General features: G+C 27.2%; 14 protein-coding genes, 1 pseudogene and 1 riboswitch. Of the genes and pseudogenes, 3 read left to right on the forward strand and 12 right to left on the reverse strand.

The window, feature by feature from the left end; translation table 11 throughout:
- Both B5E92_RS10080 and B5E92_RS10085 read left to right on the forward strand, forming a co-directional pair.
- Positions 1-212, forward strand: a pseudogene (locus B5E92_RS10080) (GTP pyrophosphokinase family protein); the annotation flags it as partial.
- A 65-nt stretch (positions 213-277) separates the two neighbouring features.
- Positions 278-721, forward strand: a complete 444-nt coding sequence (locus tag B5E92_RS10085; protein WP_255376218.1) for an HAD-IIIA family hydrolase — start codon at positions 278-280, stop codon at positions 719-721.
- A gap of 239 nt (positions 722-960) precedes the next feature.
- Here the strand turns inward: B5E92_RS10085 and B5E92_RS10090 are convergent, their stop codons facing one another.
- From B5E92_RS10090 to B5E92_RS10120, 7 genes are all read right to left on the reverse strand, one after another.
- Entirely contained in the window at positions 961-1,533 is a 573-nt protein-coding gene (locus B5E92_RS10090; protein WP_087301775.1) for a hypothetical protein, read from the reverse strand.
- 189 nt (positions 1,534-1,722) lie between these two features.
- A complete protein-coding gene (gene lysA, locus B5E92_RS10095) occupies positions 1,723-3,033 on the reverse strand; it encodes a diaminopimelate decarboxylase (protein ID WP_087301777.1) in 1,311 nt (436 codons plus the stop codon).
- A 12-nt stretch (positions 3,034-3,045) separates the two neighbouring features.
- Positions 3,046-3,789 (reverse strand): 4-hydroxy-tetrahydrodipicolinate reductase, encoded by a 744-nt coding sequence (gene dapB / locus B5E92_RS10100; RefSeq protein WP_087301779.1) that lies wholly within the window; start codon positions 3,787-3,789, stop codon positions 3,046-3,048.
- A 1-nt stretch (position 3,790) separates the two neighbouring features.
- The gene (gene dapA / locus B5E92_RS10105) at positions 3,791-4,684 is read right to left on the reverse strand and encodes a 4-hydroxy-tetrahydrodipicolinate synthase (RefSeq protein ID WP_087301781.1); all 894 of its coding nucleotides are present in this window, start codon (positions 4,682-4,684) and stop codon (positions 3,791-3,793) included.
- Between the two features lie 10 nt (positions 4,685-4,694).
- On the reverse strand, positions 4,695-5,165 hold the full coding sequence (locus B5E92_RS10110) for an ACT domain-containing protein (protein ID WP_087301783.1): 471 nt from the start codon (positions 5,163-5,165) through the stop codon (positions 4,695-4,697).
- Positions 5,166-5,227: 62 nt separating this feature from the next.
- Positions 5,228-5,403: riboswitch (Lysine riboswitch) on the reverse strand.
- A gap of 186 nt (positions 5,404-5,589) precedes the next feature.
- Entirely contained in the window at positions 5,590-6,504 is a 915-nt protein-coding gene (locus tag B5E92_RS10115; protein WP_087301785.1) for an Rpn family recombination-promoting nuclease/putative transposase, read from the reverse strand.
- 228 nt (positions 6,505-6,732) lie between these two features.
- On the reverse strand, positions 6,733-8,034 hold the full coding sequence (locus B5E92_RS10120; RefSeq protein WP_087301787.1) for a dicarboxylate/amino acid:cation symporter: 1,302 nt from the start codon (positions 8,032-8,034) through the stop codon (positions 6,733-6,735).
- A gap of 228 nt (positions 8,035-8,262) precedes the next feature.
- On the opposite strand from B5E92_RS10120, the gene B5E92_RS10125 reads away from it, so the two are divergent.
- The gene (locus B5E92_RS10125) at positions 8,263-8,955 is read left to right on the forward strand and encodes a class I SAM-dependent methyltransferase (protein ID WP_087301789.1); all 693 of its coding nucleotides are present in this window, start codon (positions 8,263-8,265) and stop codon (positions 8,953-8,955) included.
- A 27-nt stretch (positions 8,956-8,982) separates the two neighbouring features.
- Here the strand turns inward: B5E92_RS10125 and B5E92_RS10130 are convergent, their stop codons facing one another.
- The 5 genes from B5E92_RS10130 to B5E92_RS10150 form a co-directional block, all read right to left on the reverse strand.
- Positions 8,983-10,962 (reverse strand): ABC transporter permease, encoded by a 1,980-nt coding sequence (locus B5E92_RS10130; protein WP_087301791.1) that lies wholly within the window; start codon positions 10,960-10,962, stop codon positions 8,983-8,985.
- Positions 10,952-11,719 (reverse strand): ABC transporter ATP-binding protein, encoded by a 768-nt coding sequence (locus B5E92_RS10135; RefSeq protein ID WP_087301793.1) that lies wholly within the window; start codon positions 11,717-11,719, stop codon positions 10,952-10,954. The genes B5E92_RS10130 and B5E92_RS10135 overlap by 11 nt, the downstream gene beginning before the upstream one ends.
- Before the next feature lie 68 nt (positions 11,720-11,787).
- Positions 11,788-12,801, reverse strand: coding sequence for a sensor histidine kinase (locus B5E92_RS10140; RefSeq protein WP_087301795.1), 1,014 nt, complete (start codon positions 12,799-12,801; stop codon positions 11,788-11,790).
- Positions 12,798-13,457: a response regulator transcription factor gene (locus B5E92_RS10145; RefSeq protein WP_087301797.1), complete on the reverse strand. Its 660-nt coding sequence runs from the start codon at positions 13,455-13,457 to the stop codon at positions 12,798-12,800. The genes B5E92_RS10140 and B5E92_RS10145 overlap by 4 nt, the downstream gene beginning before the upstream one ends.
- A gap of 64 nt (positions 13,458-13,521) precedes the next feature.
- Complete coding sequence (locus B5E92_RS10150) at positions 13,522-13,707, reverse strand: hypothetical protein (protein ID WP_087301799.1); 186 nt, start codon at positions 13,705-13,707, stop codon at positions 13,522-13,524.

Consider the following 13,707-nt stretch of genomic DNA (forward strand, 5'->3'; position numbering starts at 1 on the left):
CTATAGCTGTAGAAATCCAAATCAGAACTATTGCCATGGACTTTTGGGCTAGTTTAGAACATCATTTGCGTTATAAATCTGATAGTGAAGTACCTGATGGTGTTCGTGATGAATTAATTGAATGTGCTAAAACAATTTCGCACTTAGATTATAAAATGCAAGGAATTCATGAAGAATTAAATAAATCAAAGAAAAGAATTAAAAGTTCATGAAAGTAGCTTTCTTAGATCGTGATGGAACCATAATTAAAGACTATCCCGATGAAAAATAGTCATCGATAAAACATCCAGAATTTCTTGAGGGTTCTATTGATGGAATGCAAAAGTTAATTGCAAATGGTTATCACATCATTATTATTACTAATCAGTATTTAATTAATGATGGTATTATTACCTTAGATCAATATCAACAATTTACTCAAGAATTTTTATCGATATGTCAAAATAATAATATTAACATTTTAGAAATATATTTTTGCCCTCATAATGAACAAGATCATTGTAATTGTAAAAAGCCAAAGCCTGGTATGATTAACCAGGCCTTGGCAAAATATAATATCGACTTAAATAATTCAATCTACTGTGGTGATAGTGAAGCAGACTATTTACTGGCAAAACATTTCAATTTACCATTTTATGCTATATCATCATCACTAAATTATCCTGATATTATTAAATGCGATAGTATTTTAGATGTTTGTCATTACTTAGAATTGACATAACATCTTTTTTATTCATATGATGACTCTAACATCATAAGTTACTAAACAATTAACAAATACTGATACTTTAAAGTATCAATAGCACAATATATCATGATTTTAATTCTTCCCAAATAAAATATCAAATTATTTTGTTTTTATAATTTAATAGAGTACTCTTTATAAGTGGCATACTAATAAATTGAAATTAAACACCATTGTTGTTTACTATATTATTCTAATTTAAACTCTTATTAAAATTACGTTTTTCTAAAATAATCATATAGATTTACATCATTCAAAATTAAATCAATAACATTATCTTCATCTTTAATATGCACATCATGATTCTTCAATAATTTTATTATTTCAAGGATCTTATTTTTATTATTATACACATATCTTAAATCAAATGTATGAATATCACCGCTACGTTCCTTTATCTGAATATAAAAATTATCCCCTAAAGTATTTAAGGGTCCATTTGATTTAACTGCTTTATACTTAATACTTACCAATAAAATATCACTATAAGATATTTTTTTATATATTTTATCATGATTGTTTTTTATAATAAAACCAAAAAATAATAAGAAAGAAGTATAAAAAGAGTTTCTATAGGTTATTTCAACATGATTTTCTGTAAAGATCCAATTTTCATTTATACAAAAACTAATAGTAATATATAATAAAATTATAAAGAAAAATAAATCAAATAAAATATATTTTCCTAGAAAAGTATAACAGATAGCAATTTCCAACATTATATCAATAACTAAGAAAATAATAATTTTTTTCTTATCTATCAAATTTCCTAAAAATATTGATTTCATGAATATTTTCTCCCCTTTCCCACATTCTATTTACTTCATTATATTCCCTGTAAATACATTATACAAGGACATGGAATAGCTTAGTTGATAAATAACATATCACTATAAAGTAAAATGAAGGATTTTATTAATCCTTCATTTAAGCTATAGATTTATTTGTTAATATTTAAAGTTGACATAGCATCTTTTTTATTCATATGATGAATCTACATCATAAGTTACTAAATCATCAAAAGTTTGTCTTCTTATAACTAAACGATCTTTACCTTGATAAGTAAAAACAACTGCTGGTTTTGGCAACTGATTATAATTTGATGACATCGAATAGTGATAAGCTCCAGTTGAAAACATTGCTAAAATATCACCAGGTTGTGGATCTTGTAACATAATATCTTTAATTAAAATATCTCCAGATTCACAGTTTTTTCCAGCCACTGTTACTAAATGATCAGCTGGCATTTGAGCTTTATTAGCAATTATTGCATCATATTTAGCGTCATATAAACAAGAACGAATATTATCAGTCATTCCACCATCAACTGTTATATAATCACGAATATCTTTAATATACTTATATGAACCTACAGTATATAATGTAATACCGGCATTACCAACACAATAACGTCCTGGTTCTACTAAAACCATTGGGCGTTTTAAATCACGAGCTTCAAACCCTTTAGTTATTATATCCATAATTGTATCAACAACTTGATCAAATTCTAGTGGACGATCTGCTTTAGTATACGCAATTCCAAAACCACCACCAGCATTTAACTTATTGATTACAATTCCAAAAATATCATAAATTTCATATGCTATTTCCACAAATTTATTCATTGCTAGTACGTATGCCTGAATATCTTCAATTTGACTACCAACGTGACAATGAATACCATCAAATTTAATATTTGGTGCATCTATTACTTTTTTGATTGCTTTTAAATATGTATTATCATGTGAACTAAATCCAAATTTAGTATCTTTAGCTCCAACACGAATATAATCATGCCCACCTGCATAAACACCTGGTGTTATTCTGACAATTCCATTTACCATAACATTTAATTTAGCAGCAATTTCTTGAACTAATTCAATTTCATAAAAATTATCAATAACGAAATTTTCAACACCATTTGATAGAGCGTATTCAATTTCTGAAGGCAATTTATTATTACCATGAAAATAAATCTTTTTAGGATCAAAACCACCTTTTAATGCTACTGATATTTCTCCTGCAGAAACACAATCAATACCTACACCGTATTCTTTAGCAATTTGATAAATTGCTTTACAAGAAAATGATTTAGATGCAAATAATGGTAAAGTATTTTCATATTTGTCAATCATCTTTGTTTTAAGTGTATTAAATTGATTACGAATATGTCCTTCAGACATTACATATAAAGGTGTCCCATATTTTTTAGCCAGATCACAGGCATTTACATCATCTATGTATAAATTGTTATTTTTTATTTCGGCAAACTTTGTTTGTAATACCATAACTTCCCCCTATTAATATAATGATTTTAAAGTATATAATCCATGGTCTTTATCTAATAATGCATATGCTGCACTAATAGCACCTTGGACAAATACTTCTTTTGATAAAGCTGTATGTTTAATTTCGATAATCTCATCATTTCCTGCAAACATTACAGTGTGTTCACCAAAAATCGTTCCTCCACGCATTGCCTGAATTCCGATACTTTCATGTTTACGTTTTTCATGTAAACTACTACGATCATATACAGCTTCAACACCGTCGATTTCTTCTGCCATAACTTCATATAAAAGTTTAGCAGTTCCTGATGGTGCATCAATTTTTTGATTATGATGTTTTTCTAAAATCTCAATATCAAAACCTGCTTCAAAAAATTCTTTTGCAAAAGCTCGTAACATTTTTGTAAACATTTGAACCCCAAAAGAAGTATTATAAGATTGAAAGATTGGTATTTTTTTAGATGCTTCTTCAATTTTATTTAATTGTTCTTCGCTATAACCTGTTGTAGCGATTACTAATTTTGTTTTATTAGCAAGTGCATAATCTAAAATATCATCTAAATTATTAGGGTGAGAAAAGTCGATGATGACATCGGCTTTTTCATCACATTCAGCTAATGAAGAGTAGCTTTTTTCAGGAACTTTTTCATCAAATTCATAACTAACTACACCTACTAACTCCATATTTTCTTGACTTCTTACTTTATGGGCAACTTTTTTACCCATTAATCCATATCCGTATACTATTACTTTCATTTTAAAACCCCAACTTTTCAAATGCTGACATAGCATCAAATAATAATTTTTTATTTTCTTCTGTTGTTTCAACTAATGGTAATCTAACAGTTTCTTTGCAAATTCCCATATGCGCTAAAGCTGCTTTAGGCATAATTGGATTTACATCTATAAATAAATAACGACTTACCGGCTCTAAAGCAAATGCTAATTCTTGAGCTCGTGGTAAATCACCTTTTAATGCTAATTGTGCTAACAATTCAGTTTGACGTGGATATAAATTTGATAATACCGAAATTACACCTTTTCCACCAGCACAAATAAATGGCAAGATATTATCATCACACCCTGAATATAAATCAAAATCCATTCCTTGAGTCTTAGCTAAAACTTCCATTGCATAAGCAATGTTATCTGTTGCATCTTTCATCGCAACGATATTTTTATGTTTAGCTAATTCGACAACTGTATCTACACTAATATTAATTCCTGTTCTTCCTGGTACATTGTAAAGAATCATTGGAATATCAACAGCATCTGCGATTGTTGTATAATGTTTTATTAAACCACGTTGACTAGTTTTGTTGTAATATGGTGTAACAACTAAAATCGCATCAGCACCTTTTTCTTTAGCGTATTTTGCTTTTGTTAATGCTGTTGCTGTATCATTTGAACCAGCACCTGCAATAACTTTTATTCCAGTTCCTGCTGCCATTTCTAATGTAATATCTAATAATTCAAATTCATCATCAATATGAATAGTTGGTGTTTCTCCTGTAGTTCCATTAACTAATAAAGCTTGAACCCCACCGTCAATCATTCTTTGTACTTGTTTTCTAAAACTATCATAATCAATGCTTCCATCTTCATGCATTGGTAATACTAGTGCAACTGCACTACCTTCAAAAATAGCCATAATAACCTCCTTATATATTTAAGCCAAAAGCTTCATTTAACTTTTCCATCGCTAAATTACGATGCTTTTTATCGACAATAACTGAAATAGTTCGCTTAGAAGTAGTAACCTGGTAAAAATGAATATTATTTTCACCTAAAACTTTAAATACTTGAGCGGCACCACCTGGAGTTGTTTCTAATCGTTTACCCCCAAGAGCAATCTTAAAATATTTACGATTAGTTGCAATTTCTAGCTGCTGTACTTCTTCTTTTAAACGTAAAATTGCTTCATTAAGATTTTTTTGATATTTTTCATCTAATGTAATCTCGATTTGCATCGCATCTTCAATCATAACTTGAGAAATCATATCTACGTTAACACCGCATTCACTAATAATTGTAAAAATTTTTGCAATTATCATAGGATGCTTAGGAACATTTTTTAGTTGTAGTTGTATAATATTGTCCTCATAGCTCACTGCATCAATAACCTTTTCCATCATTGTTCTCTCCTTTACAAAAAAAGTTGCAATGAGTATCATTGCAACATAAACAGCGTATGAACAATGATAGCTCACCATTATCAAAAGATAATGACAGTCTTATAGATGTTCTCTATAAACCCAGAGAATAAATAACTGCAATTATTTACCCCTTCGGCGAAAGCCCCTCTACTAACATCATAGTTGCAGCATCATCAATATTAGTTTCTTAACATTTCGCGCCTCTATCTAATATCTGTCTACAATATATCACAATAGATATCATAATACAATATTAATTATACTGTTTTAATCAATGTTTTTAAATAGAAACATTCCTCATTTATCAATATATATGCTTAGCTTTTATAATTAGAATAAATAACAATATATTTTAAAATAAAAAGATTAAACCAATAATTTTAGTTTAATCCTTTAAATATTATTTTATCATCTCTTTAATTTCTGCAACACTACAATTATCCAATATCATTTCAAATATTCTATCATATTGTTCATTGTTTAAATTATCTAAGATATCTGGATTTTCATCAGGATAATATTTTTTAAATAACTGTTTTGTTTTCTCTCTGTTTTTTTCTATGATTCCTTTTTCTTTTCCTTTTTCATACATATCTTGTTTATCCTGTTCATTTGCCCAGCGATTTAAGCTTCTTTTATAGGCCATATCTCTTAACTCTTCATCTTTGTTGAACTTATCTATCTTGTTTTTCATAACTTCAATCACCTTATGTCCCTTTAATGCCATTATATCATCTGTCAATCCGTTTTCAAATATGTAGATTCCTTTTTCTAATTCACTAAATTCTTTTAGTTCTTTTTGTTTTTTTATAATGTTGATATACGGCATTTGAACATAGACTCTTGTTATTAGATTATACTGCTCTACTTTCCCTTCTTCATTACGGCTTTCATATTTATCGTACAGCTCCAAATTATTTTTATCGATGCCATCAATAAAAATTATCTGATAAACGTGTCGGATCTTTTCTTTATAGTCATCGCCGGGTTTTTCTTGTCGGGATAATAATGATGCTCCATAAATCTGAAATCTTTGATATTGATTTTTAGAAAAAGCTGAACTTTGCATTTCAATGTTGACATAATCACCATTATCCAACTGAGCTCGGATATCGAGGATCATATCTTTGTCTTCGATATTTTCAACGACAAGGTCAGGATTTAAAATAGTAATTGATTTACAAACAATACCTAAGATACCTTCAATAAAAAGTTTTAAAAGATATTTAGCGTCAGGATCTCGATCATTACCAAGGGAGTGTTTAAACATAAAGTCGTTTTTAAAATCATAGATTTTATCTGGTCGTTTAACCATATTTTCCTCCATTTCCGTCCGCCTTCGTCGGTCGGACACAAACATACAATAAAAATTTTAATTTATCATTAACCTAAATAAATTTAGGATATTACTATTCGATTTACTTTTTTCATAAGCAATATCTACTATGTCTTTATTTTTTTTTGATTAATAACAAATTTTATTTTCACACTTATATCACCTCGATATTATATACTCCCTTAATAATTCATTTTTCTTTTTTATTTATACTTTTTGATTTAAATAATATTTATCTAAATCTATTTGCTTTTCACTTTTGGCTACTAATATAGCAGCTAATGAAGCTCCGGTAACATTAGTAGCAGTCCTAATCATATCAACGATACTTGATATTGGTGCTAAGATGACAATTATCTCTATCGGTAAACCAGCACTTGCAAATAATACTGTTGCCGTTATAGTCGCTGTACCTGGAACTCCTACCGTACCTAAAGAAACTACAACTGCTAAAACAATTAAAAATAAATACTGACCTAAAGTATAATTAATATTTAATACATTAATTGCTAAAATTGCTAACAATATCGGCCACATTCCAGCACATCCTGGCATTCCTAAATTGGCTCCTAAACTAGTTACAAAACTAGCAATATCTTCATTAACCCCTATTTTTGTTAATTGTTTAATCGTAATCGGAATAGTTCCAATACTACTTTGACTAGTAAAAGCAACTATTCCAGCTGGCCAGATTCCTTTAAAAAAAGTTAATGGTTTTAATCCAGCTATTTTTAATAATAAACTACTAACACCAAAAATTTGAATGAGGCATATTAAATAAGCTAAAAACATAACACTAACTAATGGTATTAGTTCAACAATTGTACTTTTACTTACTGCTCTTGCAATCAATGCTAAAACAGCATATGGTGTAAAACTAATAACAAAGTTAATTACTTCTTTCATTACTGCATTACCAGCATCAATAAATTTTTTAAACAATAATACTTCCTTTTGACTATTAGTAGCTGCTTTATTATAAGCAATTGCTATTATTATACAAAAAACAACTATTGGTACTACTTCACCATTTACCCAACTATCAGCAAGATTTTTAGGAAATAGGTTAACGATCGTATCAATAAAATCAGGAACATTAACAGCTTCATAATTATTAGCTAACTGATAATTGATTCCTGAACCAACGTTACTAACTACTGCTAATATTAACGTAATCACTGCTGCTAAAAATGTATTCAACAATAAAAAGAAAATTGTTTTAGCCCCTATTTTTTTAAGTCTAATTGAACTATCTAAATCGGTAATACTAGAAATAATACTAAAAAACAACAAAGGAATTACAGTTGCTAAAATCAAATTCGAATAGATATTACCAATAGCTTCTAAATAACGATAATATCCTTTAAATACAATTCCTACAATAATTCCAAAAACCAATCCTAATATCGTTAAGATACTAAAATCAAATTTTTTTACTTTATCCATATAATAAATAATAATAAAAAATACTCCCGCTAATAATAGCGCTCCTAATTCTAAAATATTCATATAAACTGTCCTCTTTTCTTTAAATTATTTTATACTTGACAGTTTACCAACATCGTTCAAAATACAATTTTCTTATAAAGTCATCAAAAATCATTCTTTCACTCTTTTCCTACTAAAACAGTATGATATAAATCTATAATAATCATATTTATCTGTCAAGAAATATAATAACTAGTATTTATTGCCCTTAAAATTTGTTATAATTTTATAAAACGTGAGGTGACCTTAATGAAATATTCACTTGAAGATAGTTTAGAGGCCTGGCAAACTAATGCTAAATTTTGGGATGAGTGTATGGGAGATAATTCTAATCAGTTTCATCGTGAAGTAGTTCGCCCTAAAGTAAATAAATTACTTGATATTCAAAAAGATGACTATGTCTTAGATATTGCTTGTGGTAATGGTAATTATTCTGCATATTTAGCTAATCAGGGTATAAATGTTGTTGCTTTTGATTATTCTTCAAAAATGATTGAACTAGCTAAAAAAAGACAAGCACGTTATATTAACAAAATTGAATTTCATGTTATTGATGCTACAAATAAACAAAGTCTAATGACATTAAAAAAAGATCTCCCGTATACTAAAGCTGTTTCTAATATGGCAATAATGGATATTTTTGAAATATCTACCCTATTTAAATGTGTTAATGAGCTATTAATTGAAAATGGAACTTTTGTATTTGCAACTCAACATCCCTGTTTTGTTACTTTAACTGATAAATATATGAGCGCTCATAGTTATTATGATATTGCAATTGATGGGCAACCTAAAAAACAATGCTATTATCATCGATCATTACAAGATATTTTTAACATATGTTTTAAAAGTGGCTTTGTTATTGATGGTTTTTATGAAGAATGTTTTCATGATAAAGAAAAACCAGAAGTTATTATCGTTAGAGCCAGAAAAATATTTTAAGATAAAATGAAGGAAATTTCCTTCATTTTATCTTTCTTTAATAATATTTTTAGCTGATAAATAAGTTATATAGAAATAACCACCATAGATGATAATTAAAAATAATATTGTTATCTTAATAGCACCAAAAACATTTAATTGACCTGATGACTCTAACATTAATTTACATACTTGAATTCCAAAAATAGAATGAATCAAAGCTAAAATTAATGGAAAAGCAAAATATATTGCAATTTGAATAAATAATGATTTATTGATCATCTTTTCATCGACACCTATTTTTCGTAAAATCTGATACTTTTCTTTATTATCAATACATTGTGATAATTCTTTCAAAGCCAATATTGCTGCACATGAAATTAAAAATACTAATCCAATATATAAACCAATAAAGATAACCATTGCTCCAGTTCCGATATTATTAGTAGCAATCTCTAGTTTAGTAGTAACAATTAAATCATCACTACAATATCCTAATAGTTTTTCATTAATTTCATCTCTTTTAGCTTTACTACTACTATAATTACCTATCAAAAAGCTTTCATCAACATTCAAATTCTTTACTGCTTCATCAGGTACGATATAAAATCCCATATCAGCTGGACTTGATTGAATCGTTAAAAAACCATATTGACAAGAAGCAAATTTACTATGATAAACCTTGCCATTTAATTCAATATCAGGTTTATTTTTTAAAACCATATTTCTAATATTACAAACATTGTTATAATTACCCATTACCACATATTCATTTTCTAATTGATAGGTTGGTAAATTATATAGTTTAGCTACTTGATTATATGCACTCACTTCTATTATACGTTCATGCTCATTTAAAAATTCCTCACTAACATCGCTATACATATTGCCATAGGTATCACCATATGTTAATTCATCACTATAATAAGTTTCAAAATTTAATTCTTCTTGTAAATTAATCTCATCATTTAAATTTATATTATTACTATTTAAATATTCTTTTACTGTCATTTGACTATCTTTTACATTTGTAATCATTTGTAAATCGACTGGTACTAATTCATCAATTTCACTATTAGCACTATCATTTAAAGCCACAGCACTTGAAAATATACAAATTGTTAAAAAGAGTAATAAACAAATAACAGTTGTTGATAGTATTGTAGTATTAATTTTACTAACAACCTGACTAACAGTAAAACTATTTAAGTTTTTAAAATAAACTGATTTAATTTTCAAAACTAATTTTAATAACAATCCTGATAAAGACCAGTAAATTAAATATGTTGCTACGGCTCCATAGACCATTTGCAAGATTATTGAAAAAAAGGTTGTTAAATTTTCAACATTACTTGTAACGTTATAATAAGCATAAGATAAAAGTAAAACCGCACCAATAAATACAAATAAACAAACAATTGGATTTTTATTAGTAATGAATTCATTTTGTTGATGAGCAGTCATTAAATTTATTAATTGTTGACGATTAACCTGGACTGTATTAAAAACAATTACTAATAAATACATAATTCCAAAATAACATATTGTTTTTAATAATGCTGATCCTGATAATACAAATGTAAATCTATTCATATCAGCTTCAAACATATTAGCTACAATAATGGACATCACTTGTGATAAAACAATTCCTAAAACAAGACCAACAACCAATGATATTAAACCAATAATTAAAGTTTCTACAATTAGAATCTTAGAAATCTGTTGTTTAGACATTCCTAATATCATATAAATACCAAATTCTCTTTTTCTACGTTTCATTAAAAAGCGATTAGCATAAACAATCAAAAACCCTAATACAAAAGAAACAAAAACACTTACACCTGATAAAATATCATTCATCATTTTAATAATATCTCTAGCCAAGTCACTAATTTCCAACATAACAGTTTGGGACTGTAAAGAATTAAAAATATAAAAAATTGTTATTCCTAAAATCAAAGTTACAAAATAAATAACATAATCTTTAAAACTCTTTTTAATATTTTTAAACGATAGATTAAATAACATCACTAATATCGCCTCCTAATAGAGAAACAACATCGATGATCTTATCAAAAAATTCTTTGCGACTTTGATTACCACGACTAAACTCATTAAAAATCTGACCATCTTTAATAAAGATAACTTTAGAAGCATAACTGGCACTAAAAGCATCATGAGTAACCATTAAAATAGTCGTTTTGTATTCTTGATTTAATTTATTTAATCTTTCAAGTAATAACCTAGAACTCTTGGAATCTAAAGCACCCGTAGGTTCATCCGCTAGGACTAACTGGGGATTAGTAATAATTGCCCTGGCACTAGCTACTCTTTGTTTTTGTCCACCAGACATTTGTGATGGATATTTATCTAAAATATCACTTATATCTAATTTACTAGCGACTTCTTTAACTCGTTTATCTATTTCCTGATAAGATACTTTTTGAATTTGCAAAGCTAAAGCAATATTTTCATAAGCTGTTAAAGTGTCTAATAAATTGAATTCTTGAAAAATAAATCCTAATTGTTCGCGTCTGAATTGATTCAATTTATTTCCTTTAAGCTTAGTAATATCGATTCCTTTTAAATAAATATGACCGCTAGTAACCCTATCAATCGTAGAAATTAAATTTAACAAAGTTGTTTTACCAGAACCACTGGCCCCCATAATGGCCACAAAATCTCCTTCATCAATTGACATTGATAAATTATTAATTGCTTTTGTTAGATTACTCTTGTTTCCATAATATTTACTAATATTTTCAATTACTAATATCTTCTCCATACTCTTTTTCTCCTTTACATCTTTATTATAGAAAACAGATAATCTAGATGACATCGAAATACCTTACACTATCTTACAACTTTGTAATAGTCTTCATTATTAAAATCGATTATCACTTTAGTATACTTCCCTTGTTTTGATTCAATAGCTATTTGATGTCCTAACTTATGACATAAATTTTTGACAATATATAATCCCATACCTGTAGCACTAGAAACAAGGCGACCATTTTCTCCGGTAAATGATTTATCAAAAACATATGGTAATTCACTATCTTTTATCCCAATTCCGTTATCTAATATTTCCAAGGAAATATGATTTTTATTTTGAATAACATTAAAACTAATTAAACAATCACTTTCACCGTGATATTTAATACTATTACTAATTATCTGATTAATAATAAATTCTAACCATTTGCTATCACTCAATACTGTTGCTTCAATATTTTTTATTTTAATTGCAATATTTTGATACAATAAGCTATCCTGATTTTTTTTAATAACATTTTTTATGATCTGATTTAAATCACATTTTTTTATTAAATAATCTTTTTCACTGCTATCTAATCTAGCATAATATAAAACTAATTCGACATTATTTTCTATTTTATTAATTTGATCTTTAAGTTTTCTAACGTTACTTTCGTGATTATGAATCATTAACTTAGTACTAGCTATCGGTAACTTAACTTCATGAATCCATAATTCAATATACTCTTTAAAATCACTTACTTCTTGTTGATATTTTTCTATTTCTTCATATGTTGCTTTATCAATTTCGTATAGCGAATCATACAAAATCTGTCCTTCTAAAAAATTTGGTCTTGTTATTAAGGCACTAATTAAACATTTTTTATCTAATTGATCTAACTTTTTTTGAAAATCCTGATAAAAGAAACTTTTTCGATAATAATCATAGCTAATAACGATTAATAAAAACAAAATCATTATAATCAAAAGAGATACTTTTAAAGTTGCTGGTAAATGATACATTACTAAAAAAAACTGCACTAATAATATCATTGTAAAATACAATAATATCAAAACAATCTGATCTTTAATATAATCTAGTAATTTCATATTAATATATACCCTTGATCCCTTCTTGTTTCAATAACATCAACTAACCCAATTTTAGCTATTTTCTTTCTTAATCTTGTCATGTTAACAGTTAACGTATTATCATCAATAAATTTATCAGTACCCCATAAATAATTCATAATATCATCACGAGTAACAATTTTTCCTTGATTAATTACTAAATAATAAAAGATACTCATTTCATTTTTCGACAACAATAAACTCATATCTTCTTTTTCAAGCGTACTTTTCAATAAATTGATTTTAACTCCATGATATTCTAGCTTAGGCTCATTTTTTTGTAGCCGTTTAAATATGGCTTCAATATGTAACAATAAGATAGTTGGATTATATGGTTTAGTAATATAATCATCTACTCCATAACTATATGATAGTATTTCATCTATTTCACTATCTTTACTTGTAACCATAATTACAGGTACATTTGATACTTCTCTTAATTTTTTTAATAATTGCTGGCCATTTAAATACGGTATTTTAATATCCAATAAAATTAAATCTGGATTAATTTCTAATATTCTGCTTAATGAATTTTTAAAATCATCTAAAATTATTCCTTGATAACCATTATTATCTAATAAAACTTTCAACTCTTTTCTCAATTCAATATCATCTTCAACAATTAATATCTTCATAACTTTTCTCCTTACCTTACAATCATGTAAGTTACTAATTAAAAAGGGTATAGCCGCCTATACCCTAATCAACCTTCTTACCTTTATTCATTACTTTATTAAATAACTTTTCTGTTTCCTCAAATTGTTTTAAAATTGCCTCATTACTAGGTTTACTTACTTTAACAGCATTATCTTTATCAACTAGCACTTGTAAATTACGATCAATATTTTTTAATAAAACAATAATTTCATCTAACTTTTCTTCCAT

It is taken from the genome of Erysipelatoclostridium sp. An15 (assembly GCF_002160675.1).
Lineage (GTDB): Bacteria > Bacillota_I > Bacilli_A > Erysipelotrichales > Coprobacillaceae > Thomasclavelia > Thomasclavelia merdavium.

Bases quoted from the DNA above. Each gene is read 5' to 3' on its own strand.
- lysA (WP_087301777.1), bottom strand. From the start codon at position 3,033: ATGGTATTACAAACAAAGTTTGCCGAAATAAAAAATAACAATTTATAC.
- B5E92_RS10145 (WP_087301797.1), bottom strand. From the start codon at position 13,457: ATGAAGATATTAATTGTTGAAGATGATATTGAATTGAGAAAAGAGTTG.
- dapA (WP_087301781.1), bottom strand. From the start codon at position 4,684: ATGGCTATTTTTGAAGGTAGTGCAGTTGCACTAGTATTACCAATGCAT.
- B5E92_RS10125 (WP_087301789.1), top strand. From the start codon at position 8,263: ATGAAATATTCACTTGAAGATAGTTTAGAGGCCTGGCAAACTAATGCT.
- B5E92_RS10120 (WP_087301787.1), bottom strand. From the start codon at position 8,034: ATGAATATTTTAGAATTAGGAGCGCTATTATTAGCGGGAGTATTTTTT.
- B5E92_RS10130 (WP_087301791.1), bottom strand. From the start codon at position 10,962: ATGTTATTTAATCTATCGTTTAAAAATATTAAAAAGAGTTTTAAAGAT.
- B5E92_RS10140 (WP_087301795.1), bottom strand. From the start codon at position 12,801: ATGAAATTACTAGATTATATTAAAGATCAGATTGTTTTGATATTATTG.
- B5E92_RS10135 (WP_087301793.1), bottom strand. From the start codon at position 11,719: ATGGAGAAGATATTAGTAATTGAAAATATTAGTAAATATTATGGAAAC.
- dapB (WP_087301779.1), bottom strand. From the start codon at position 3,789: ATGAAAGTAATAGTATACGGATATGGATTAATGGGTAAAAAAGTTGCC.
- B5E92_RS10150 (WP_087301799.1), bottom strand. From the start codon at position 13,707: ATGGAAGAAAAGTTAGATGAAATTATTGTTTTATTAAAAAATATTGAT.
- B5E92_RS10110 (WP_087301783.1), bottom strand. From the start codon at position 5,165: ATGGAAAAGGTTATTGATGCAGTGAGCTATGAGGACAATATTATACAA.
- B5E92_RS10115 (WP_087301785.1), bottom strand. From the start codon at position 6,504: ATGGTTAAACGACCAGATAAAATCTATGATTTTAAAAACGACTTTATG.
- B5E92_RS10090 (WP_087301775.1), bottom strand. From the start codon at position 1,533: ATGAAATCAATATTTTTAGGAAATTTGATAGATAAGAAAAAAATTATT.